A 24,488-nucleotide genomic window follows, 5' to 3' on the forward strand; every position below is an offset into this window, starting at 1 on the left:
AAATAACCAGACCTAAAGCCTGGGAGCGGCCGTCATGCTGGTGCACCTGTCCGTACATAACTACGCCATTGTTGAACATCTGGATCTTGAACTGGATCGCGGGATGAGCGTAATCACAGGCGAAACCGGCGCCGGCAAGTCGATCATGCTCGACGCCCTGGGCCTGACCCTGGGTGACCGCGCCGACAGCGGCGTAGTTCGCCCAGGTGCCGACAAAGCCGACATCCTCGCCACCTTTGACCTGGCCGACATCCCGGAAGCCGAGGCCTGGCTCGCCGAACGCGACCTTAATAATGAAGGCCCATGCATCCTGCGCCGGGTAATCACTGCCGAAGGACGCTCCCGCGGCTATATAAACGGTACGCCTTGCCCGCTCGGTGATTTGAAAGCCCTAGGCGAGCTGCTGATCGACATCCACAGCCAGCATGAACACCAATCCCTGCTGAAAACCGACACCCATCGCCGGCTGCTCGACGAATACGCCGGTGCCACCGACCTGGCGCGCCAGGTGCAATTGGCCGCCCAGCGCTGGCGCCAGACCCGCCAGGAACTGGAGCGCCTCTCCAACTCCGGCGACGAGCAACGTGCTCGCCACCAGTTGCTCAGCTATCAGCTGGAAGAACTGGAAAGCCTGGGGCTCGGCGAGACCGAACTGGAGCAACTGGAGCAGGAACACAAGAACCTGACCAACGCCGAAACCTTGCTGGGCATTTGCCGGCAGGTAGTGGAGCAGTGCAGCGAAAGTGATTCCGGCAATGTGCTCAACGCCCTGACAGCCAGCCTCAACCGGCTGTCCAGCGTGAACAACTCCTCCAACTCGCTGAATGAAGCCACCACGCTATTGACCAGCGCACAAATCCAGGTCGAAGAAGCCGTGGGCGAGCTGAATCGCTTCCTCGATCACTTCGATGCCGATCCGGCACGCCTGCAGGATATAGAAGAGCGCCTGGACACCATCTACACCCTGGCACGGAAACACCGGATCCAACCGACCGAAGTCGCAACCATGCAGCAAAAGCTGCTGGATGAAATCGAAACCCTGAACGCCAACGATGAATCCATTGAGCGACTCGGCGAAGAACTGGCGTCCTTTGCGCGTCACTATCAAGAAAAAGCCCGCGAGCTGAGTGATCTACGCCACCAGGCGGCGACCGGCCTGGCCAGTGCGGTGGAGCAGGAAATCCAGCGCCTGGGCATGCCCGGCGGGCGCTTCACCATCGAGCTGCACACCAACACCAGCAATGAGCTGTTGCCCAATGGCCTGGAGCAGGTAGAACTGCTGGTCAGCGCCAACCCTGGCCAGCCACTCAAGGCATTGGCGAAAGTAGCCTCAGGCGGCGAACTGTCACGGATCAGCCTGGCGATCCAGGTGATCACCGCCCAGACCTCACGCGTGCCAACGCTGGTATTCGATGAAGTGGACGTCGGGATCGGCGGCCCGACGGCCGAGATCGTTGGCCAACTGTTGCGCCGCCTGGGCGATCGCGGCCAGGTACTGACAGTCACCCACTTGCCGCAAGTGGCTGCCCAAGGGCATCAACACTTGTTCGTGCACAAGGTGCGGGGCAGCGATGCCACCCATACCGCCGTGTCCAAGCTGAACAAGACCGAGCGGGTAGAAGAAGTGGCGAGAATGCTCGGCGGTATTGACCTGACCAAGGAATCCTTGGCCCACGCGAAGAAAATGGTAGTGACCGCGAAAGTCTGAGGCCCCGCTACCGGCCATTTTCTTTCTATAGAAAGCACGAAGGCGACCCTAGGGTCGCCTTCGATCGTTTCGCAGAGCGAATCTGCGTAGCTTTCTTACTTTTTCTTACGTATGTACAGAACCAAATTGTGATCCACCAATTCGACTCCGTGCTCTTCGGCGATCGCCTTCTGGAGCTTCTCGATTTCCAGGCTGACGAACTCGACCACTTCGCCAGTTTCCACATCGACCATGTGGTCGTGGTGGCCGCTGTCAGCCAATTCGAAGACTGCATGACCGCCGTCGAAATTATGACGAACCACCAGTCCTGCTGCTTCAAACTGGGTCAGTACACGGTAAACCGTGGCCAGGCCGACGTCCTCGTTAGACTCCATCAGCGCCTTGTATACATCCTCGGCACTCATGTGGCGCTGCTCAGCAGAATCGAGCATTTGTAGAATCTTGACTCGTGGCAGAGTCACTTTAAGACCGGCTTTGCGTAGTTCGCTATTTTCAACCATGGTTAGCTTTCTCGCGGATGCTGCTTCGCAGCTTCTCTTAATACGGGTATGATCGGCGTTTACGTTGTCCCAGCCAAGATAGTGGAAGTCGCCCACCGATGCAAAACACCAAGCTCTTGCTAACCAGTTTCACCTTTGTGGGACTGCTCGCACTCGCCGGTTGTTCATTCCCCGGGGTTTACAAAATCGACATCCAGCAGGGCAATGTCGTCACGCAGGACATGATAGACCAGTTACGCCCGGGAATGACCCGACGGCAAGTACGGTTTATCATGGGCAATCCCCTGCTGACCGACACATTCCATGCCGATCGCTGGGATTATCTCTATAGCATCCAACCTGGTGGCGGTGAACGTCAGCAGGAGCGGGTCAGTGTCATCTTCAATGGCAATGACCAGCTCACCAGCCTGTCGGGTGACTTCAAACCGGGCGTAAGCCGCGATGAAGCCTTGCTGGGCAAGGACAACGGCACCACCGCCCCTGCGCCCGCGCAGAACGAGGAGAAGCCCCAGTCCGAAGTACCGGCCAAGCCAGGCTCCTTGCTGGACCAGATCCAGAAAGGCGTCGACGGCGTACAAACCGTTCCGGTACCGACTCCAGAACCTCTGGACGCCAGCCCGCAATAAGTTTGTAGCGCTCGATAAAAAGCCCGGCATGCCGGGCTTTTTGTTGCCTGCCGTTTCGCAAGCTATGAACGCTGCTGTTTTGCCTTCGCCGCCTTGGCCGCACGCAAGCGACGAATCTCCATCGGATCTGCCAGCAAGGGTCGATAGATCTCGATTCGGTCTCCGGCCTGCACACAACGAACATCCGCGTCCGCCACCACCTTGCCGAAAACCCCCAAGGGACAACTCTGCAGATTCAGCTCCGGAAATTGCGCAGCGATTCCCGAGCCCAGCACCGCCGCCCTGAGGCTTGAGCCCGGCGCGACTGCCAGGTTCATCAATACCTGGCGATCCACTGCGGCGTACACCACCTCGATCTCAACCAAGGGCTCAGCCATGCATTTGTTTGGCGCGCTGGCAGAACGCGTCCACCAGGGTATTGGCCGCCTGATTGAACAGCGGGCCCAAGGTGGCACGCACGATAGGGCCAGCGTAATCGAACGACAGGTCCAGGCTGATCTTGCAGGCCTTCTCGTTCAACGCCTTGAATACCCACACGCCATGCAACTGAGTGAACGGACCTTCTTCGAGATTCATCTCGATGGACTGCCCGGGCACCAGTGTATTGCGCGTCACAAAGTGCTGACTCAAGCCACCCTTCGCCACCCCCACGCTGGCGACCATATGCTCATCACTGCTCTCCAGCACCTCGGCAGTCGAACACCAAGGCAGGAACTCCGGGTAACGCGCCACGTCGTTGACCAGGTCATAGAGCGCCTGTGCCGGGTAAGGCAGCAGGGCCGAACGTTGAATATGCGTCGTCATGTGAGCGTTATTTCCACAGCTGAGCGGCAAACATCGCGAAAGGACAACAGGATTCGCGAAAGAAAAAAATCAAAAACCAGCCTGCATTGTCCGGGATTCATTCAACACGCTCAAGCACGCAGGTTGACCGTAGCCGACGCGCTCGCAACTCCCTATAATGCCGCCCCTATGGCTAAACAAAAGAAACACCCAACAGGGACCATCGCGCAAAATAAAAAGGCGCGACACGATTACTTCATCGAACATCGTTTCGAGGCTGGTCTGGTCCTGGCCGGCTGGGAAGTAAAAAGTCTGCGTGCCAGCAAGCTCCAGCTGGTCGACAGTTACGTGCTGCTCAAAGACGGTGAAGCATGGCTGCTCGGCAGTCATATCACGCCGCTGATGACCGCCAGCACCCACGTGATCGCCGACCCGGTGCGCACGCGCAAACTGTTGCTCAATGCCCGCGAACTGGAAAAGCTCCAGGCCGCCGTGCAGCAAAAGGGCTACGCCTGCATCTGCCTGTCGTGGTACTGGAGCAAGCACCTGGTCAAGTGCGAGATCGCACTGGGCAAGGGCAAGAAGGAATACGACAAGCGTGACACCGAGCGCGAACGCGATTCCAATCGGGAATTGCAGCGTGCCGTGCGCAACAAGGGCAAGGAAGATTGATTTTCCTGTGACCTGATGTGGCCGAGGGAGCCTGCTCCCTCGGCCGCAACCAGCGCTACATCCCCTTGCGCCGCTCCGCCCGCGCCATGCGCTGAACCTCCTGACGCACTTCTTCCAGCACTTCCTGCACATACAACAGGTGACGTGTTGAAACTTCCCGTGCCTGCTCGGCACGCCCTTCGATAATCGCCAGGTAAAGGTCACGGTGCTGGTTGATCAGCATGTCACGGGTCTCGGTACGCTGCTGATACATGCCGCCAATGTTGGTCACCACGTTGCGTTTGAGCAGGTCGAACAGGCCGCGAATGGTGTGCAGCAATACCGCGTTATGACTGGCCTCGGCGATGGCCAGGTGAAACCTCGCATCCGCCGCGCCCTCTTCCGCCCGGCTTACTTCATCTGAACGAGTGTAGCAATCCTGCAATTCTTCGAAAGCCGCGGTGAGCCGCTCGCGGTCTACCTCAGTAGCGCGCAACGCGGCGTAATACGCGCACGAGGCTTCCAGGGTCTGACGAAACTCCAGAAGATCGCGCTGAGCCTCGGGATTATTTTCCAACAGATGCAGCAGTGGGTCGCTGAAGGTTGAACCCAGCGACTCCACCACATAATTGCCACCACCTTGGCGGCTGACCAGCAAACCTTTTGCTGCCAGCTTCTGGATCGCCTCACGCAAGGACGGACGCGACACCCCAAACTGCTCGGCCAGTGCGCGCTCGGCCGGCAATCGCTCGCCCGACTTCAGCGTGCCCTCAAGGATCATGCCCTCAAGCTGCTCGACGATATCGTCAGACAAACGGCGCTGACGCACCTGATCAAACCCCATAACTCACTCTCCACCATCCCGACCACTCGCCGGGGCCCCTATTCTGGCCTATCGCGGCGCATCCGGCACCTATCAGAACGCTCTCGTTTCAGCCAATCAGCACTCGTTCACGCCGACCTACGACCAAAGATTCCCAAGCGGCAAATTGACACACCCCCTGAAGGCTCTTAATCTAGCCAACGGTGATTGTAAATTGGTAATACCAATTATCCAAGCAGTGCCTGACCAACAACAATTAGGGGCCACCCCATATGCAAACCTGGCAACAGCTCTACAGCCCGCTCGGCAGCCTCGGCCTGTCCGCACTGGCCGCCGTTATCCCCATCGTATTTTTCTTCCTGGCCCTGGCCGTGTTCCGCCTCAAAGGCCACGTGGCGGGCAGCATCACCCTGGCATTGTCGATCCTGGTGGCGATCTTTGCCTTCCAGATGCCGGTGGACATGGCGCTCGCCGCCGCCGGTTATGGCTTCGCCTACGGCCTGTGGCCCATCGCCTGGATCATCGTCGCCGCCGTGTTCCTCTACAAACTGACGGTCAAAAGCGGCCAGTTCGAAATCATCCGCAGCTCCGTGCTGTCGATTACCGACGACCAACGCCTGCAAGTGCTGCTGATCGGCTTCTGCTTCGGCGCGTTCCTCGAAGGTGCCGCCGGTTTCGGAGCACCCGTGGCGATTACTGCCGCACTGCTGGTAGGACTGGGCTTCAATCCGCTGTACGCCGCCGGCCTGTGCCTGATTGCCAACACCGCACCGGTTGCCTTCGGCGCATTGGGGATCCCGATCATCGTGGCCGGCCAAGTGACGGGCATCGACGCCTTCAAGATTGGCGCCATGGCCGGTCGCCAATTGCCCTTGCTGTCGCTGTTCGTGCCGTTCTGGCTGGTGTTCATGATGGACGGCCTGCGCGGCGTCAAAGAAACCTGGCCAGCCGCACTGGTCGCCGGACTGAGCTTTGCCGTCACTCAGTTCTTCACCTCGAACTTCTTCGGTCCCGAACTGCCGGACATCACGTCAGCCCTGGTCAGCCTGGTTTCCCTGACCCTGTTCCTGAAAGTCTGGCAACCCAAGCGCAGTGCCGACGCACAAATCGCAGGCGTCACTGCTGGCGCAACCATCACCGCCAGCGCCGGTGGTTTTGGCCTGCCCCGCAACACCCTGGCTTCGCCTTACAGCCTGGGGGAAATTTTCAAGGCCTGGTCGCCGTTCCTGATCCTGACCGTGCTGGTCACCCTCTGGACCCTCAAGCCATTCAAGGCGATGTTTGCCGCAGGTGGCGCGATGTACAGCTCAGTGTTCAACTTCGCGATCCCACACTTGGATCAACTGGTGATCAAGGTTGCGCCAATCGTTGCAGCACCAACTGCGATCCCGGCAGTGTTCAAGCTTGACCCGATTTCCGCGACCGGTACGGCGATTTTCTTCTCCGCCCTGGTGTCGATGCTGGTGTTGAAGATCGATTTCAAAACTGGTCTGACCACCTTGAAAGAAACGTTTTATGAATTGCGCTGGCCGATCCTGTCCATCGGCATGGTGCTGGCCTTTGCCTTCGTCACCAACTACTCCGGCATGTCATCGACCATGGCCCTGGTACTCGCCGCCACCGGCGCGGCGTTCCCGTTCTTCTCGCCATTCCTCGGCTGGCTCGGGGTGTTTCTGACGGGCTCCGATACCTCATCCAACGCGCTGTTCAGCTCACTGCAAGCCACCACTGCACACCAGATCGGCGTGAACGACATCTTGCTGGTGGCGGCCAACACCAGCGGCGGCGTGACCGGCAAGATGATCTCGCCGCAGTCGATCGCCGTGGCGTGCGCAGCGACGGGCCTGGTGGGCAAGGAATCCGACCTGTTCCGCTTTACCCTCAAGCACAGCCTGTTCTTCGCGACGATTGTCGGGCTGATCACCTTGGCCCAGGCCTACTGGTTCACCGGCATGCTGGTGCACTGAGACCTGCGTGTAATAGGGTAAGAACCGACGCCGGGCAGCGATTCCGGCGTCTGCTATTTCTGGAGGACCGATGAGCCTGCCTGCTGCCTTTCTGACCGACGCCGCACAACTGATCCCGAAAGATCGTCGTTTTGACGACCCACTTTCCACCCTCGCCTTCGGCACCGACGCCAGTTTTTACCGACTGATCCCACAGTTGGTGGTCCGCGTTGAATCGGAAGATGAAGTGGTGGCCCTGCTGCAACTGGCCCAGCGCGACTGCGTGCCCGTGACCTTTCGTGCGGCGGGCACCAGCCTTTCCGGGCAAGCCATCAGCGACTCGGTGTTAATCGTGCTGGGGGACAATTGGAACGGGCGCGAGATTCGCGGCCAGGGCACACAAATTCGCCTGCAGCCCGGCGTGATCGGCGCCCAGGCCAACGCCTGGCTGGCGCCGTTCGGGCGCAAGATCGGGCCGGACCCGGCATCGATCAACGCCTGCAAGATTGGCGGCATCGTCGCCAACAATGCCAGCGGCATGTGCTGTGGCACGGCACAGAACACTTATCACACCCTGGCGGGGATTCGCCTGGTACTGGCCGATGGCAGCCGCCTGGACACAGAAGACCCCGCCAGCGTTTCGGCCTTTCGCCAGCGTCACGGCGAGCTGCTTGAACGCCTGGCAACACTGGGTCGCGAGACGCGGGCCAATGCCGAACTGGCTGCAAAGATCCGCCACAAATACCGTCTGAAAAATACCACCGGCTTGTCACTCAACGCCCTGGTGGATTTCGACGAGCCGCTGGATATCCTCAGCCACCTGCTGGTGGGCTCCGAAGGCACCCTGGGCTTTATCAGCGCAGTGACCTACGACACGGTGATCGATCACCCGAACAAGGCCTCGGCGCTGATCGTGTTCCCCGATGTAGAAACCTGCTGCAACGCAGTGACTGCACTCAAAACCCAACCTGTCTCGGCGGTGGAGCTGCTGGACCGTCGCAGCATGCGCTCGGTGCAGGACAAACCCGGCATGCCGGCTTTCGTACAACAGCTGTCGGAAAACGCCTGCGCCCTGCTGATCGAATCCCGCGCGGCCTCGCCTTCGCTGCTGCATGAGCAACTGGCGCTGATCATGGCGTCCCTGGCCGATTTCCCGGTGGAGAAACAAGTCGACTTCACCGAAGACCCGGTGGAAAACGCCCGCCTGTGGGCGATCCGCAAAGACACCTTCCCCGCCGTGGGCGCCGTGCGTAAAACCGGCACCACCGTGATCATCGAAGACGTGACCTTCCCGGTAGAACAACTGGCCATCGGCGTTAATCGCCTGATCGAGTTGTTCGACAAACATCACTACGACGAAGCGATCCTTTTCGGGCACGCCCTGGAAGGCAATCTGCACTTCGTGTTCACCCAAGGCTTCAACAGCGCGCAAGAAGTCGCACGCTACCAGGCGTTCATGGACGACGTCGCCCAATTGGTGGCGGTGGAGTTTGGCGGTTCGCTGAAGGCCGAACACGGCACCGGTCGCAACATGGCGCCCTTCGTCGAACTGGAATGGGGCAGCGATGCCTACCAGTTGATGTGGCAGCTCAAACGCCTGCTCGACCCCAACGGCATTCTCAACCCCGACGTGGTGCTCAGCGAGGACCCACAAATCCACCTCAAGCACCTCAAGCCGCTGCCTGCCGCCGACGAGCTTGTGGATAAGTGCATCGAGTGCGGCTTCTGCGAGCCGGTGTGCCCGTCGAAAGGGCTGACCCTTAGCCCACGCCAGCGCATTGTGATCTGGCGTGATATTCAGGCCAAAAAGCGCGCCGGTATCGACACCACTGAACTGGAAGCGGCCTACCAATACCAAGGCATCGACACCTGCGCGGCCACCGGGCTTTGCGCCCAACGCTGCCCGGTAGGAATCAATACCGGCGACCTGGTGAAAAAGCTGCGAAGCCGCGATGCCGACCGTACGAAAACCGCCGAATGGCTGTCGACGCATTTCGCCACCGCCCTGCAAGGTGCGCGCTTCACACTGCACGTGGCCAACGGCGCCCGCCTGTTGCTGGGCGCTCCGCGACTGGCGAAGCTCTCGGCCACTGTAACCCGGCTGTCCAAAGGGCAAATCCCCCAGTGGACGAATGCCATGCCGCAACCGGAAAAGGCCATTCGCTTCAGCCCCGCCTTAAACGATGAACGACCACGGGTGGTGTACCTCGCCGCCTGCGTATCACGCGCGATGGGCCCGGCAGCCGGTGATAACGAACAGATGTCGCTGTACGACAAAACCCGCGGCCTGCTGGAAAAAGCCGGTTACCAGGTAGTCTTTCCCGACAATCAGGACAACCTCTGCTGCGGCCAGCCTTTTGCGTCCAAAGGTTACGCCGAACAAGCCGAACACAAACGCCAGGAACTGATCGGCGCCTTGCTCCACGCCAGCCGTGGCGGCCTTGATCCGATCTACTGCGACACCAGCCCGTGCACCCTGCGCCTGGTCCAGGACTTGGCCGAAACCCGCCTCGACCTCTACGACCCGGTACGTTTTATCCGCACGCACCTGATGGATCGCCTCGACTTCACCCCGCAAGAAGCCCCGATCGCCGTGCACGTCACCTGCAGCACCCAACACCTGGGAGAAAGCCAGGCGCTGATCGACCTGGCCAGGCGTTGCAGTAAAAACGTGGTGATCCCTGAAGGCATTCACTGCTGTGGTTTTGCCGGGGACAAGGGCTTCACCACACCGGAGTTGAATGCTCACTCGCTGCGCAGCCTGAAGGACGCCGTGCAGCATTGCAGCGAGGGCATCTCCACCAGCCGTACGTGTGAGATTGGCCTGACACAACACGGTGGAATTGATTACCACGGCCTGGTGTACCTGGTGGATCGAGTCACCCAGGCGCGCCCCCACTAGGGCCGCCCTCTTTGGGTGCAAAACCTAATGATTTCGGGGTTTTTCGACTAATCCAGCGACAAAACAGAACCCCTGCGCGCCGGCGTAGTCATCTGCATAGGCCTCGACACACGAGGCTCCTCAGTGACCTCGCTGGCTGCACGGAAAACCGGCAGCATCGAGCCCTATTTGCACAAGGAGATACCCATGAAGCGTTCCGCTCTTGCTGGTTTGTTCATTACCGCTGCGATGCTGGCGTCACCCGTGTTTGCAGCCGATAAAACAGATAGCCTGTGCCAATCCAATCTGGACAGAATCAACAACGGGAAAGCGTTGCTCGCCACCGACACCAGTGGCAAGGCCGGCGAAATCGACACCGCCGTTTCCCAAGCCAAAGCGGCCCATGCGGCAGGCGATGACAAGAAATGCATCGAGATCACCTCCAAAGCGATTGACGACCTGCAGAAAATCGACAAAGGCGGCAATCAGTAAATCGCCCACCGTTGGAGGCCAACCTTCGGGTTGGCCTTCTGTGACCGATTGGCGTACACTGCACAGGCTTGTCGCTCACTAAGAAACAACGAGTTACAAGCACGGGGCCGTTTAGGATTCGACGCCGGTCGCGAAACTTTAGGTGCATGCCGAGTTGGTAACAGAACTCGTAAATCCACTGTTGCAACTTCTTATAGTTGCCAATGACGAAACCTACGGCCAGGAATTCTCTCTCGCTGCGTAAGCAGCTTTAGATCCTGAGCTTCTGGTACCTTCGGGTCCAGCAATCACCAGGGGATGTCTGTAAACCCAAAGTGATTGTCATATAGAACAGAATCGCCGTGCAGTACGTTGTGGACGAATCGGCTAAAACTTACACAACTCGCCCAAAGCACCCTGCCCTTCGGGTCGCTGAGGGTTAACTTAATAGAAACGGCTACGCATGTAGTACCGACAGCGGAGTACTGGCGGACGGGGGTTCAAATCCCCCCGGCTCCACCAAATACTAGTTTCCACATGCTCCCACATGATCGGAAACACCCCAAGAAGCCCGCCACGTGCGGGCTTTCTTGTGTCTGGACGCTTATGAATGATCCCGTACAGCATTGCACCCTGTGTATGCCTGCTTGTATGCTCGCCTAAATATTGAAACTAAGGCATACACAAATGAAGCGTTCGGAGATAAAGCGCCGTCCTATGGCTGATACCACTCTGGCCAGCCTTGAGCCAGAGGCCAGCACCTACCGGGAGCTAGATGGTGCCGGTCTTTATCTGCGCGTTAAGCCCACCGGGCAGAAGTCCTGGGAGCTGCGCTACAAAAAAGCCGATGGCAAATGGTCTTGGCTAGGCTTGGGAGGTTACGGCAAAGGTAGCCACCAGTTAACCGGCGAGCAGGCACGCCAAAAGGCGGCAGAGTTGCGCAATGGCACGGCAAAAGATGGCAGCATGCTTGCCACTCAGCGAGCCAAAAAAGCCGCAGAACTTGAGGCTGCCAACAACACGTTCGAACATCTGGCTCGCGAGTGGTACGCCAACAAGCGCAAAGGCTGGAGTGCAGGCACTGCAACCCGGACCATCGGCGCTCTGGAACTGCATGTGTTCCCAGTCTTTGGTAAGAGACCCTATCAAGGTGTCCTGCCCATGGAGTGGATGGAGCTCCTGCGCGGTATGGAGCAGACCGGCATTGTCGAGCAGACCAGTCGGGTACGTGGCATGTGCCGGGAAATTTACGACCTGGCCCGCGTTACCGGGCGCGCCACTCACAATCCGCTTGAAGGTCTGCACAAATTTTTGCTGACTAAACCCGCAGAAAACTATGCCCATGTTTCAACCGACGAGCTGCCGCCTCTGTTACGAGCGATCAGAGCGTACCCGAGCGCGGCAGACGTTCGTATCGGTCTGCACCTACTGTCTATGCTCGCCTGCCGACCGTCTGAGTTACGTGAGGCCCGCTGGTCCGAGTTCGATCTAGATGGTTGCCTGTGGACCGTTCCCGCCGAACGAATGAAGCGTCGTCGCGAGCATGTAGTTCCCTTACCACGCCAAGCCGTCGACCTGCTGCGCGATCTTCAAAACCTCACAGGTGCGTACCTACTGTTATTCCCTGGCCGTAGCGACACCACCAAGCCACGCTCCAATACGGTATTCCTGATGGCCCTGCGTCGCCTCGGTTATGAAGGTCGGCAGACCGGCCACGGGTTCCGCCATATCGCCAGCACGACCCTCAACGAACACGGCTTCGACGAGAACCACATTGAGGCTCAGCTATCACACGTCAAAGACGGCATTGCAGGCGTGTACAACAAAGCTCAGTACCTGGCGCAACGGACGACCATGATGCAGTGGTATGCAGACCACCTTGACAAGCTGGCAGCAGGTAACGTTGTGGAATTCAAAAAAACGCAGTAACTCCAGGTAATACCAATACTAGACACCTCATCTTGCAATGTTAAATATTAGAAGCCATGAAAGCATGCCTGACTATATAAGCGAAAAATTAGCCATTAAAAAACTATCCGAAATTACCAAAGGTAAGATCAACGAGGAAATTAGCGATTCACTAATGCAAGAACTTGTCAATTGCGGCGTCATCCCGTCATACATTAAATTTCATCCAAAAGATAAGACCGCTTACCTTGATAAATCATTTTATTTCTTCTTCCCAGACTGCGAAGACGAGCCGCAGATGAAGCGAGGTTGGGATAATGGCTTCAAATCCCCAATTCAAGCTTTGCCGTTTCCTCTTCGAGAGGGCGGAATACTTAAAATGGCAGAATGGACTGTCCTCGGACAGCAAAGGCTGCCAACATTAAGAACTTTTGACTATCTAGTTATGGCAGTTCGTTCTAATGGGCAGCCAGAGCATCTGACAGATCAGCACTTCGTCAGACTTTACACGTTACAAGAAATACGCCAGTCAAAACAAAATGTAATTCAATATATCGAAACCGGAAAATACCAGCGCGCCGTTCATAGTTACTGCGATGAGTTCCCCGGAGTCGAAGATGAAACGGTGTTAGTGGGCATGAGCCCATTCACTGACGATCCAGACCACTTCAATCCAAATCGAAGAACTCGCAAACAAGTTAATTCATCATCCAGCGGCGAAGCACCAGGGGAAGACAAGCCATGTATGCGGCTAATTATTTCGGCGATGCACGAAATGATCTATGAGCTGCGCGCCGAGCTTGGAAAAAAACTACGCAACGATGAACATCTGATAGAAGAACTGCAAAAAATTCTGCCTGAGAAAACCTATAGAGGAATGAGCGAGGACAGCCTGAAGAAATCGTTTGCAGCGGCCAGTAGCTGGCGCGATTTTGTGAAAAAAAGGTACGAGTAGCAGGAGACCTGACCGCACTCATCACGGGCGACCAAAATACTTTTGCAATTGCAATGACTCCGACGGACCGGGTGCATAACGTAGCAGGCCTCAACCGGATGGAGGCATATGAATGCATCTAAATCAACCAGCACTAAGCAAAGGCTTAATCCGACAATCCGCGCTATGGCAATGGCTTGGAATGACCCGCTCGGGCCTCGCCAAGCTCCAAACGAAAGACCTAAACTTCCCCAAGCCCATCAAGGACGGTGACTCCCGCCAATCGGCTGTTTATTACGTCGTGGCCGAAGTTGAAGCCTGGCTGCAATCCAAGATTGCCGCTCGGGACAAAGCCCAAGGCGACCACTCTGGGGAGGTGCAACAGTGAGCGGCCCAAACGTTATCCGCTCCAGTCGTGCCCTTTTTGTGCAGTCGTGCCCATGCCCCAGGCTGGGCACTACTGAGGGCACAAGGGCACGACTGCCGAAATCGGTTGCCAGTGATAGCTTTCGCAGTTATCGTCTTGCGGTCGCTGCAAATTCAGCGACCGGGCTTGGTAACCCGATCAGCAAAAGGCGCAACAGCGCCCCTATTACGATTGCAGGCGCTTTTTTTACGTCCGCATTTCCGTTTTATGGCGGCTGTGCGTGGGAGACCCTCGGGTCTGCCGGGTTCCTTTTGCCCCGGTTTACCAACCCGCGTACAGCTGCCACCCATTCGCTTGGTAACGAATGTGGCAGCTCCTCAGCAAAAGGAGCGTCACCCATGCTTACCCGTCTTTTCAGCCTTACTCCGTCCGAAGTCCATAACAAAGTCGAGCGTCACCGTGCTCGCGCTGTCGCCCAACTCAAGAGCAAATCCAGCCTCAAAGTTCGCCATCAGCGTTACAACGCCGAAATGACCCGTGCCCGCTTTTTTGAAGCCATGTTGACCGGAGGCGCACAGTGAAACATCTGACTACTATCGAAGTTTGTTTTATTTCTCCGGCCCACGCTCACAACAAACAACAAGTATTTAGCGTCAACCCCGACATTGATGCTGAAAACGCTTTGTATATAGCTTCGGACCTAATCGGCAGTGTGATGGATGTCCTCACAGAGGCGGCTGTTGGGGATATTCCACTTGAAGGCAATAGCGCCTTTATGGTGAGTCATACACTTGAAAGCGCCAGAGCTGCGCTTTATTCCGTGCTGGGTAAATTAGAAAAAACTAACGACTTCATTCCCGGGGAATAAACATGACCACTCTAAATCAGCGCCAAGTTGCGCTGGCGGGATCGGCTTGCCTGAATAAAGTTCTTAGTTGTCTCGACAAAGTTAAAGCTTCCGGCACTAACAAATGGAAAGCGTGCTGCCCTGCGCATGACGACAAATCCCCAAGCCTAGCAATAACCGAAACATCAGACGGCACTCTTTTGCTCAAGTGCTGGGCCGGATGTACCGCTCAGGAGATTGTTTCGGCAATGGGGCTGGAGTTGCGCGACCTATTCCCTGGTACAAAGCAGCCACGTCGCGGACCAAGTAAGCAGGCCATTGAACATGAGCGCACCGTATACCTGATCGGAAAGGCGCTGCTCGATAACGGCAAGTTGTCCGGCGACGATCTGCAGCGTTTTAACCTCGCCAAACAGCGTCTGGGGGTTAAATGAACAATAAGGATAGATTCGCCGAGCAATGGGAGGAGCTGAACAAGCCGCTCAAAGGGGCAAACCTCAAAGTATTGCCAACAGTCCCCGCCGTCTGGAAGGTAAACGCGGTCAGCGCAGCCGATATCAAACCGGTGGCCATTCGCTGGCTGTGGCCTGGCTGGTTGGCCAAAGGCAAGTTGCACATACTCGCGGGTGCTGGCGGTACCGGGAAAACTACCCTGCTGATTAGCTTGATCGCGACCATCACCACAGGCGGACGCTGGCCAGACGGTGAGCTTTGCCAAGAGCGCGGCAATGTTCTGATTTGGTCGAGCGAAGACGACCCGGCAGACACGCTGGTGCCGCGCCTGATCGCGGCTGGCGCTGACGTGAACCGGGTACACATTATTCAAGGGCGCCTCAACGCTAAAGGCGAGGCTGACCCCTTCGACCCATCAAACGATATTGGTTTGCTGCGCGACACCGTGCGTGATTTGGGCGGTGTGTCATTGCTGATGCTCGATCCAGTGGTCAGTGCCGTGAAAGGGGACATGCACAAGGCCAATGACGTTCGCCGTGGCTTGCAAGGCGTGGTGGACTTTGCTGAGGCCAATCTCTGCGCCGTTGTCGGTATCAGCCACTTTGCCAAGGGGGGCGCTGGATCCTCGCCGGCTGATCGTGTGATCGGTTCGCAAGCCTTCTCGGCACTGGCCCGAACGGTTCTGGTCGCCGCCAAACAGCAAGATTCTGATGCAAGGGTGTTGGCGCGGGCCAAGTCCAACATCGGCACCGACGAAGGTGGCGTGTCCTACACCATCGAGCCCTGCACCATCGACGGAGGCATTGAAACGACGCAAGTTGCGTGGGGCGATCTGATACAGGGATCGGCGCGGGACATTCTGGGTGACGTTGAGTCGGTCGACGAAGATCGCCTGGACGATGCTGATGATCCAGCCGAAGCACTCCGACGAATCCTGAGCGCGGGGCCCCTGACCGGGAAAGAAGCCAAAAGACTGATGACCGGCAACGGCTATACGCAAAAGCAGATCCGCAACGCCCGTGAGCGACTCTCAGTAGTGACAGCACGGTCCGGCTTTGGCGGCGACACAATTGTGAGCTGGTCGCTCCCTCAAGCGAAAGGTCAGTTCGCGGCATTCCCTCCAGTCGTGCCCTCAGACGGCCAGTTGTGCCCACCCTTGGACATGGGCCCGACTGGAGAAAAAGGGCACGACTGGAACAACTTAATCAGTAAGGCACCTCCGCAGAACTTCACCGATGACGATTCGGAGGAAGTCTGATGGCCGCCCTCGCCTACCTGCTCAATCTCGGGTTTTCGGCGAAGTTGAGCGGAAAGCGTGTTCGGGTTTCGCCCGCAAGCAAGCTCAATGACCAGGTGCGCGCCTACATCAAAAACCACCGGCTCGAACTGCTGGCTGAGCTGGCCTCGAATGACGGGATTGAGCGCCGCTGCCATTGGCGGGTCATGCGCGATGGCAAACCGCTCTGCACGATGATTGGGGAGCCCATGACCCGAGCGGAAGCCCTCAATACAGCCCTGTGGCGCTGGCCAGACGCGGACCTTGCCTAGGTTCCCGCCATTGGTGGATGGCGCGGATCTGCTCCATCCACCAATGGTGAAAGACCACTAACGCTCGCACCGTTACCGGATCGGTACCAGAGATGGGCTCAGATTTGAGCGCATTAACTCCCGCCAATGGCAGACGCAACCTCAGAGACTGGAATCATGAACACCCTGCACGTAAACATCACCGATGCCGAGATACGCAAGCAAGCCGCTGGCCCTGTGCGCCAGTTGCGCGATCACCGCTATCCCGAGTTGCGTTTCCGCTATTCAACCACCGACCGTACTAAGGGCGCCTGGCACGTCGTGGTGCGCGGCAAGTGGGGCAAGGCAGGAAACTATCCCGGCATCAATGCCAAGCTGATGCAGACCACTTTGCCTGCCATCCTCGCACGACGCTCTATTGACCCGGATGCCACCTCGACCACTACCAGTTGGACCAAGGTGGGTGATGTGCTGACCTGGTACGCCGACCGCATGAGCCGTGACCGTGGCTTGTCTACCAAGCGCAAGGCCAGCGCCCAGTCCGCGTTACGTTGTCACCTGGTGCCACGGCTGCAAAAACTGGAGCTAGCCAGCCTCGACCGGGCCAGCCTCGACCGCCTGCTGATGTGGCCGATGCAAGAGCGTTTCGCGCTGTCGTTCGTGCGCTCGGTCTATGGCGTGCTGGCCGTCGCCTTTCGGCAAGCTACTCGCCTGGCGCTGCTTGGCGTGAACCCTGTGGTTGACCTCAAGTACACCGACTTTGTGCGAACCCGGATAAAACCAAAGCCGGCCCGATTGCGCGGCGATGACGTGCCCGCCCTGCTGCTGGATCTGGCCGATCGTTTCGAGTGTGCGCCACTGGAATCCATGCTCGCGCTAATGATGCTCTGTCACGGCACCCGACTGGGGGAAACCCGGCAAGCCCGCTGGAAGAACCTCAACCTCACCACCCGCCAATGGTTCATCCCGGCAGAGGACACCAAGACTAAGGCAGAGCACACGCTGCCACTGACGGAGCAAGCCTGCGCTCTGATCGAGCGTTACCGGGCCGCTCAACAGACCACTGGGTATCAGGGACCATTCCTGTTCCCTGGGCGCACTGGTAGGGCCATTAGCGCGTCCACGGCGAGCACCTTGTTCAAGGGGATGACCAAGAGCGAATGGTCGAGCCACGACCTGCGCAAGGTGGCGCGCACCGCGTGGGCGGATCTGGGGGTGGATTACATGGTGGGTGAAATGCTGCTCAACCACGCTATGAAAGACCTAGATGCGACCTACATCCACACCACTGCCGAGGGCATGAAACGCAAAGCCCTGGAGACGTGGCATCGGCACCTTGATGGTTATGGCTTCATTGCCTTGCACAGTGAGACATATCCAGGACACACGGGAGCGCCATCACCTACGCAGCCTTCTAACGGCGTGGCCTCTAGCGATTCTATGCATCCATCCCAAGGGAGGAGGTTAATCGGCAAAGGCCGGGGAAATAACACATGCCAAACGTCCACACCATTGCAAAAAACTACACACCAATGACTGACCCTGGAGGTCAAACTATGAAAGCACCCAAGAAGATCAGCGACCTGAGCAAAGCCATCTCCGAAGGCTTTGCCATCATCGAGCAGATCAGCAGTGACATTCAGCGTGCTGAGACCGCCGCACAGTTAGCGGATACCATCGCAACCCAACTGGACGAACTGAGCCGCGAGCGTGCGGAGCGTAGGGCTATGGCATTCGTGTGCAAGACCACGGCGGATGTCACGGACCTGAACGCTCGCGAGGAAGAACTAGAGCGCGCTAGCCGTCAAGCTATCGAGGACGGCCAAGCGGCAACCATCGCCATTGGCATGCTAGTCGAGAAGCGGGACGGCATCGTGGTAGAGGTCGAACAGCTCAAGCAAGAACGACGCGGCCTCACAGTCGAATGGCTGAAACAACTGCGCAACGACGCGATCAACCGCTACATACGCGTCCTAAGCGATATCGGCGCGCCACTGGCCGATGCTTGTGCAGCTGACCGTGCGATGCAGGCGCTTGGCGCTGGCGAGCACCTAGCGAGCAAAATGATCAAGAAGATCCGTGTCGCGGACTTTGCCATTCCGCACAGCCACAAGATCCGGCGTAGCACCTCCAGCATTGAAATATACGACGCGCCAGTGCCCTGGCTGCACGACAAGACGCTGGGCGATGCCGAAACCCAGGCGCTCACTGACGAACTAAGGAATGTAGGGCTGAATATCTCCAGGCCGTGAACCGCACCACACTAGTTCAGCGCCGATCCGAGCGATAGCTTTGGTCGGCGTTGCTAATACGAACGACACGCACACAAACCACATTGGTTATAAGCACTCTTTGGCGGTGTATCCGTGCAGTGCTGCCGTGACGAAGTCACACGACAGTGATTCATTCCGCGCCATCGCTGTAGACATCACTCCCGTCAGTCTCCAGTAAGACCCTTTGCAGTAGCAACGGACACGTCACCCGCTAGCCTTCAAAGGCCATGCCCCTCCCCCCTATGTTGGGTCCCTCCTGGCCCTCCTTGCAGCGTGGGCATTGCGCGCCGCGCTGCGCCTCCAGCTAACGCATATGAAATTTGGGTAACAGAAATATTCGTCTCCAGTGAAGGGAGCAATGGCGCACTCAATAATCGCTCAATGGCCCAGCCCGCCAGCCCCTCCGGTTATTAACTCGATCGTGTCGCGACTCTATTTCTGTTACCCGGGGCATACAATTTTACCTGCAACGAGTAACAGCACGGGTAACAAAATCGACTGCTACCGGGTAACAAAAACAGCCCAGGGCCGACCAAGCGATGCCGCCCACCATTACCCCAAAGCCGTAACAAAAAAGCACATGTATAGAGAGTACGATGACTACAACTTTTGTTAAAACAGGCTAATGCACACCGTAGCGATGAACGGCAGAACACGGGCAAACAGCAGTCGTTCTCAGTAACCTGTATTCGGCCAAGAGCGGACCACCAGAAGTGCCTAAGAAACTCGGCGCGATTCACATCGTTAGTAACGAGAAACGGTCGATTGTTGGCACCACAAAAAACTCGCGACCAGCATAGGCTTAGTTATTTACAATCATCGGCAATTAGACTGCTTCAAGAGGTGGACTAAACGGCGCCAACGATGCTTTTCCTGTCACCTTGTTTTCAAAGTGGTTAGACATAACCTCTGAAAAAATATTGACTACGACCTGAGGATCAAAACCTTCTTGGTGCTGAAAAAGCACGGCATCATGCATTGGCACTTTTAGCTCGACTCGTGGATCGCCGCTCATCGCAATTAAAGCTTTTTTAAATATAAGCGATGCGGTTCCTTGGACTTGCTGGCTGATTGAGGATCTTTTCTCCTTCTCACTTAGAGCTCCCGTTCGCTCTCGCTTAATGTGGTTGCCAAGAGCAGTTCCAATTTTGCCCTCTATTTCAAACCGGGTATAAACTCCAGTTTTCCAATCCTCAAATCTGGCAAATTGCTTAAAAAAAACTTTTGCATTTTGTCTGTCTGCGCCGTACCCGTACGCCGCATCAATTAAGTCACGGTGCCTCATTCCATACGCGTAAGATAAGAATAGTCGCTTGGCCTCTTTTCGCCTTGTTACATCACGAAAAATAGAGTCAGCCGCTATTTGATAGAGATCACCTTCCGCATAGAACCTCGTAAGTAACGGATCGCCGGAAAGTGCGGCCATTATTCCGGCCTCGTACTGCTCGTAATCGACGTATGAGAAAAATTGCCCTTCATCTGGAATAAGTATATCTCGGTGCTGCTTAGCGAGATTTTGCAATGATGGGTCTTTGAAGTATATGCGCGAGGTAATCGAACCGAATGAATCTACTATTGGGAAGATTTTTTTCTGGCTGAGCGGTATTGCCGCCAATACCATTCTGGATTTTTGAATTTTTCTTAGGTTGAGTACGTCGTCAGCGTACTCGTCCTGCATTGGGACGAAATTAAGAACGTAATCTACGTTTACGCCAGAAAAATCAAATCCGCGAGGCTCTAGGTATTCTACGACATCTTCATCCGATGGGACTTCTAGAGGAACACTGTACTTGGACGAGAATTCCTTTAGGGCCATATAAAAATCGAATTCTATCTTATTCTTGTGACCTCTAAGCACTTCCGTGTTTATATTTATTCCAGTCGCAGCAGAACCTATCAGGTAGCGCGCGACAGGCTGTTCTATTTGGATTAGCCTGTCCCATTCCTGCTCGTGCTTTGCTTCAATTTCAACTTGGTTAGAGTACGACACGAGAGCATCGGCAAACACGGAAAGAGTTTCTTCGCAGATTTCTTCTTTCCTGTTAAATATCGCAAGATATTTTTGTATGGTCTCTTTAGGCATAAGGCTTTGTAGCGAATTGGTAATGTCTACCTTTTCTTTTTTTTCTCTCTCGGATCTCTTTCCGGAGATAGAAATTCTTAGCTCTTCGACGTCTATGATTAGTTTTGGCAGCCTTCCACTTAGCCTGAAAAGTATTGGGGCTATAAGCCAGTAATCATGGCACACCAGCTCTTCTGTCTGAGAGGAAATATCGTCAGCAGATGCCTCCTTTAGAACTTTTTCAGACCAAAGAAAAAATCTGTCTTTTCCTTGGTCCGTGTAGTCCCTGATGAAGATGAGAGCCTTTTTAGTCATATGGGCTTATCTCTTCGTATAGTTCCATCGGGCTTCTTGATTCGCGCTCTGTAAGGGGGCGTCCGTCTTTGAAATGAGATCTTGCTCGAACAGCGGTACCTTTTATTTTTGTTTTCAACTCTGATATTAAAGGGCGTAAGTCTTCTTTACCAAACTCGCTAGTGGCAAGCAAAAAATTCCTTTGATGGTAAAAAGGCCATGTACTTTTGAATTCCGGGATAAATGGAATTAATGCAGCGCTTTCATCAACGCAGCGAAGGTATATGAAGATCGCAGCTCCCTCTGCTTGAAGAACGTCCGCCTGTATTTTCGCGGATGCGTACTGCAGAATTTCTTCACTTTTGTAGCGATTCTTTGCGAGCAATAACCAAAGATGAAAATTTTGCCAGGAGTGAATGGACTTCTCATCATCCATCAAGTATTGCGTAATTTTACCGAGATCATCTTCCGTTAAGTTTAGGGCTGAAAGAAGACGGCAGTATTGGTCTGTAGAGGCAGCGTGGTCTTCTAAAGTTTCTATCAGTAGCAGTTTAAGATCATCTGAAATCTCCGTATGGACATCAAAGAGCTTTGCTTCGCTTAGTTGAATTAGACGATTTACCGCAAACCGAAACTGTCGTGACTGAGTTTGCTTGTTGTCTATGCAGTCTTTCAGCAACTGATATATATACTTTGCCGATCGAGCTATAACTCTCCTGCTTCTGGAGCGCCACATGCTGTCGATTGTAAGTGTTCTATCGTCGGTAGTCGGGAAGTTTTCGGCAATTTCGGATTCTGGAGTATCCTTCGTAAGGATCGCGGTTTTTCCTGAGTTAATATTCATTCCGAGTTTCCGAAGCTGATTTATTAAATCTGTAAGTGCTTTTTTAGCTGTTCGCGGTGAAGAGCAAATTATCCTGATGTCATCCACATACCGATAGTAGTCGTATCCCAAAGCCACCATGTTCTGGTCAACTGAGTTTAGTACTATGTTGGCAATGAAAGAAGAGGCATCTCTATTTTGAGGGAGACCATGCTTCTCGTTGTACCCCCATCTTGTCAGAAGAGTACAGAGAGTATGTACTGCATTTCGAATTAAAGTCTTTTCCGGCCCTGATGCTTTCACTTGTTCAAGCATCGTTTCGAATGCTGTACTTATGGCCGCCAGGGAAATATTCTCAAAATAGTTAATCAGGTCGGTGACTAGCAACGATTGGTCGTTAGAAAGTGCTGTTTTAGTTACGCCCTCGAAGGTTTTCCATAAGTCGATTCGACTTTTGAATATATATTTCTCAGAGGCTCGCCTTTTGTTATACCGATGACCCAGCACACGATGGGATAATAGCGGATCATAAAACGGTATCAAATAAGAGCATATTGCTTGATATATAAAACGATCATAGAAGTCCGTCTCTAATGAATATCGAACTCCTAGACCCTTTTTAGGAATGTCATACGCCTGTCTTTCACTGCCTAAGTAACGCCCATTCTCCTCAAGTAAGAGAGACTTTAATGTGTCGTGCAGTTGCGGTTTATTTGAAAACAAGTCCTGGTGCTGGAGTACATCAACAAACCAGTCGTCGCGCATATCTTGGTTTAAGTGTTGTAATACCGAATCGATGTCAATGGGAAATGCCAGCAGCTCAAGGGAGTCTTTATTGGCTAAGATTACAAGCTTTTTGGAGGTTGACTCTTTGAATAAGATGCTTAGTTTTTTCCGAAATATATTATCTTTAAGCAGTGCTTTGTTGTTCTGTATCTCTGACAACAACAAGTCTAACGTAAGATGAAGTGGATCGCCTTCACAGAGGGCTGTGATCTCGCCGCTCTTTTCGGAAGCAATTTCTGTTTCCATACTTCAATCCTTGATAGTTGTGGTAGTGCAGCAAAATCACCCATCTATATTGCTATTTATTCACGCCACAAATTAGACCTCGTTGATTCTTGTGGCGATGCGTGAAAATGCTGCGAGATCGCGTTTATCCGAATCTTCCGGCGAAGTCTACTTGGTAGCATGTCCGCTGGCGTATTGCCACAGGAATACGAAGAAGCATTGAGGCTAAAATTTTCTGTCCAAACGTGGCTCCTCCGGTGTAGTGACACCCGGCAATGTCGTCGGGAGTGTGGCACGCGATGGCGTCTATAACCGTCTGACCTGAATCGCTACTGATTTTGTACACACCTTGAAGGTCAGCTACTGGCCGGGGGCTGCCGCTCGCTTATGGCCGCAATCGCCCAAAGCGGACAGCGATCCCCAATACATACTCTGTCCCTTTTCTGCGTAGCGCTGCTTCACGTTGCGCTCCCCGAGATGATCAGGTGCTGTCAATGAGGTTGGTATGGACGCGTTTCGATACAAGCCGATCTGGAGCCTCACGGGATTGATGTACGCCTCGACCTGCGTTCCCGGCAACCCTTCGCGTTAACTACATTGCGCTGCATCTCTGGAAATACAATTGAGCCTGGAAACAAGGGGGCTATCAGCGGTCCAGTTGACACCAGTACCTTTTTTTAGCGTACCGTAGTGGCTATCCACCATTACTCGGCTACCCGGCCTTGGGTTGACCGCGGAGCTGGCTCCCAGCCCTTATCTTAGGATGACCCGCACTCATGGATGATCTTGGTTTCGACTTCATTAACGCTGTTCAGTGGTTCCCGCACGAGCAGGAGCAGCCGTACGTGCTGGTCAGGATGACTACCCAGCAGGTGGCGCTTTTGGAGGCGGCCATCGCCGAGCCATTGCGTCGCTGTTACATCACCGATGATGTTCTTCACGCTGCGGCGGATCGCCATGGGCTCACTCTTTCGGATGTTCTGGCGAGCAAGCTTCCGGATGCCGGCGCAACCATGGCGGGAGATTTTGGCGAGGTGCTCGGTTATTTTTACCAGTCCGCCAAGGAGTATCCGGGTGCCGCCATAGGCCCGAAGAAATGGCGGCTCAAGCAGGACAGAACCAAACCGGCCCCCAAGTCGGATGTCGTTCACTTCATCATGCCCCATCGCCCAGCTGCCAGTGCTGATGACCAAGTGCTTTGTGCTGAGGTAAAGGTCAAATCCACCGGCGCTCCATCAGACCCAATCGGCTCTGCTATCACAGACTGCGCAAAAGATCGCACCAGCCGGCTCGCGAGCACACTGGTGTGGCTACGTGAGCGCGCCATCACTGAGGATCTCGGTGACGTCGACATTCCGCTTCTCAACCGGTTTATCAACGCGGTTGATTATCCGCCAGCGGCCCTGCGATACAGGGCCGTTGCCGTTATCTGTGAGAACTTTGTCACTGCTGAGCTGAACAATGCGCCCGCCACGGCCAGTGACGAGTACACACTCGTGGTGATCTCAGTGCCGAATCTGCACACCACCTACAACGCAGCTTTTGCAGCTGCGCGGGCTTCGGTGCTTTGATATGAGAGCCTCCCTCCAGACTTGGATTA

General features: G+C 55.4%; 23 protein-coding genes and 1 other RNA gene. 18 read left to right on the plus strand and 6 right to left on the minus strand.

Translation table 11 applies throughout. The features are described from left to right. The first annotated feature begins 34 nt into the window (after positions 1-34). Positions 35-1,708: a DNA repair protein RecN gene (recN, locus tag HX855_RS23270; RefSeq protein ID WP_177089474.1), complete on the plus strand. Its 1,674-nt coding sequence runs from the start codon at positions 35-37 to the stop codon at positions 1,706-1,708. Positions 1,709-1,803: 95 nt separating this feature from the next. Here the strand turns inward: recN and fur are convergent, their stop codons facing one another. After that, a complete protein-coding gene (fur, locus tag HX855_RS23275) occupies positions 1,804-2,208 on the minus strand; it encodes a ferric iron uptake transcriptional regulator (protein WP_154743001.1) in 405 nt (134 codons plus the stop codon). 98 nt (positions 2,209-2,306) lie between these two features. Here fur and HX855_RS23280 point away from each other — a divergent pair, with 98 nt between their 5' ends. Next, entirely contained in the window at positions 2,307-2,834 is a 528-nt protein-coding gene (locus HX855_RS23280) for an outer membrane protein assembly factor BamE (protein ID WP_177089475.1), read from the plus strand. Positions 2,835-2,896: 62 nt separating this feature from the next. On the opposite strand, the gene HX855_RS23285 is transcribed toward HX855_RS23280, so the two are convergent. Then, a complete protein-coding gene (locus HX855_RS23285) occupies positions 2,897-3,211 on the minus strand; it encodes an RnfH family protein (RefSeq protein WP_177089476.1) in 315 nt (104 codons plus the stop codon). Further along, positions 3,204-3,638 (minus strand): type II toxin-antitoxin system RatA family toxin, encoded by a 435-nt coding sequence (locus HX855_RS23290; RefSeq protein ID WP_003212236.1) that lies wholly within the window; start codon positions 3,636-3,638, stop codon positions 3,204-3,206. The genes HX855_RS23285 and HX855_RS23290 overlap by 8 nt, the downstream gene beginning before the upstream one ends. Before the next feature lie 168 nt (positions 3,639-3,806). On the opposite strand from HX855_RS23290, the gene smpB reads away from it, so the two are divergent. After that, positions 3,807-4,289, plus strand: a complete 483-nt coding sequence (smpB, locus tag HX855_RS23295) for an SsrA-binding protein SmpB (protein WP_076013764.1) — start codon at positions 3,807-3,809, stop codon at positions 4,287-4,289. A gap of 55 nt (positions 4,290-4,344) precedes the next feature. Here the strand turns inward: smpB and HX855_RS23300 are convergent, their stop codons facing one another. Continuing rightward, the gene (locus HX855_RS23300) at positions 4,345-5,112 is read right to left on the minus strand and encodes an FCD domain-containing protein (RefSeq protein WP_177042194.1); all 768 of its coding nucleotides are present in this window, start codon (positions 5,110-5,112) and stop codon (positions 4,345-4,347) included. Positions 5,113-5,363: 251 nt separating this feature from the next. Here HX855_RS23300 and HX855_RS23305 point away from each other — a divergent pair, with 251 nt between their 5' ends. The 14 genes from HX855_RS23305 to HX855_RS23370 all read left to right on the plus strand — a co-directional run bounded on the left by HX855_RS23305 (position 5,364) and on the right by HX855_RS23370 (position 18,677). Next, on the plus strand, positions 5,364-7,058 hold the full coding sequence (locus HX855_RS23305; RefSeq protein WP_177089477.1) for a lactate permease LctP family transporter: 1,695 nt from the start codon (positions 5,364-5,366) through the stop codon (positions 7,056-7,058). 70 nt (positions 7,059-7,128) lie between these two features. Continuing rightward, positions 7,129-9,939: an FAD-binding and (Fe-S)-binding domain-containing protein gene (locus HX855_RS23310; protein WP_177089478.1), complete on the plus strand. Its 2,811-nt coding sequence runs from the start codon at positions 7,129-7,131 to the stop codon at positions 9,937-9,939. Between the two features lie 186 nt (positions 9,940-10,125). Continuing rightward, positions 10,126-10,410, plus strand: a complete 285-nt coding sequence (locus HX855_RS23315; protein ID WP_177089479.1) for a hypothetical protein — start codon at positions 10,126-10,128, stop codon at positions 10,408-10,410. 103 nt (positions 10,411-10,513) lie between these two features. Then, positions 10,514-10,911: a transfer-messenger RNA gene (ssrA, locus tag HX855_RS23320) on the plus strand. A 165-nt stretch (positions 10,912-11,076) separates the two neighbouring features. Next, positions 11,077-12,318, plus strand: a complete 1,242-nt coding sequence (locus tag HX855_RS23325; protein ID WP_177089480.1) for a tyrosine-type recombinase/integrase — start codon at positions 11,077-11,079, stop codon at positions 12,316-12,318. A gap of 64 nt (positions 12,319-12,382) precedes the next feature. After that, positions 12,383-13,252, plus strand: a complete 870-nt coding sequence (locus tag HX855_RS23330) for a hypothetical protein (protein WP_177089481.1) — start codon at positions 12,383-12,385, stop codon at positions 13,250-13,252. A 112-nt stretch (positions 13,253-13,364) separates the two neighbouring features. After that, positions 13,365-13,619, plus strand: a complete 255-nt coding sequence (locus HX855_RS23335; RefSeq protein ID WP_177089482.1) for an AlpA family transcriptional regulator — start codon at positions 13,365-13,367, stop codon at positions 13,617-13,619. 377 nt (positions 13,620-13,996) lie between these two features. Continuing rightward, entirely contained in the window at positions 13,997-14,179 is a 183-nt protein-coding gene (locus tag HX855_RS23340) for a hypothetical protein (protein WP_080520221.1), read from the plus strand. Further along, positions 14,176-14,466, plus strand: a complete 291-nt coding sequence (locus HX855_RS23345) for a hypothetical protein (RefSeq protein WP_169864179.1) — start codon at positions 14,176-14,178, stop codon at positions 14,464-14,466. Before HX855_RS23340 ends, HX855_RS23345 begins: the two co-directional genes overlap by 4 nt. Positions 14,467-14,468: 2 nt before the next feature. After that, positions 14,469-14,879, plus strand: coding sequence for a virulence-associated protein E (locus HX855_RS23350; RefSeq protein WP_177089483.1), 411 nt, complete (start codon positions 14,469-14,471; stop codon positions 14,877-14,879). Beyond that, positions 14,876-16,156: an AAA family ATPase gene (locus HX855_RS23355; protein WP_177089484.1), complete on the plus strand. Its 1,281-nt coding sequence runs from the start codon at positions 14,876-14,878 to the stop codon at positions 16,154-16,156. The genes HX855_RS23350 and HX855_RS23355 overlap by 4 nt, the downstream gene beginning before the upstream one ends. Continuing rightward, the gene (locus HX855_RS23360; RefSeq protein WP_169864185.1) at positions 16,156-16,446 is read left to right on the plus strand and encodes a hypothetical protein; all 291 of its coding nucleotides are present in this window, start codon (positions 16,156-16,158) and stop codon (positions 16,444-16,446) included. The genes HX855_RS23355 and HX855_RS23360 overlap by 1 nt, the downstream gene beginning before the upstream one ends. Before the next feature lie 156 nt (positions 16,447-16,602). Continuing rightward, positions 16,603-17,961, plus strand: coding sequence for a site-specific integrase (locus tag HX855_RS23365; RefSeq protein WP_177089485.1), 1,359 nt, complete (start codon positions 16,603-16,605; stop codon positions 17,959-17,961). 20 nt (positions 17,962-17,981) lie between these two features. Continuing rightward, positions 17,982-18,677, plus strand: a complete 696-nt coding sequence (locus HX855_RS23370) for a hypothetical protein (protein ID WP_177089486.1) — start codon at positions 17,982-17,984, stop codon at positions 18,675-18,677. Between the two features lie 847 nt (positions 18,678-19,524). Here HX855_RS23370 and HX855_RS33465 read toward each other — a convergent pair. Beyond that, on the minus strand, positions 19,525-21,075 hold the full coding sequence (locus HX855_RS33465) for a DNA polymerase (RefSeq protein WP_256353083.1): 1,551 nt from the start codon (positions 21,073-21,075) through the stop codon (positions 19,525-19,527). Then, complete coding sequence (locus HX855_RS23380) at positions 21,068-22,909, minus strand: RNA-directed DNA polymerase (RefSeq protein WP_177089487.1); 1,842 nt, start codon at positions 22,907-22,909, stop codon at positions 21,068-21,070. Before HX855_RS23380 ends, HX855_RS33465 begins: the two co-directional genes overlap by 8 nt. Positions 22,910-23,664: 755 nt before the next feature. On the opposite strand from HX855_RS23380, the gene HX855_RS23385 reads away from it, so the two are divergent. Further along, positions 23,665-24,459 carry a Hachiman antiphage defense system protein HamA gene (locus tag HX855_RS23385; RefSeq protein ID WP_177089488.1) on the plus strand — a complete coding sequence of 265 codons (795 nt, stop codon included), beginning with the start codon at positions 23,665-23,667 and terminating at the stop codon, positions 24,457-24,459. The last annotated feature ends 29 nt before the right edge of the window (positions 24,460-24,488 follow it).

It is taken from the genome of Pseudomonas sp. IPO3778 (assembly GCF_013386825.1).
Taxonomy (GTDB): domain Bacteria; phylum Pseudomonadota; class Gammaproteobacteria; order Pseudomonadales; family Pseudomonadaceae; genus Aquipseudomonas.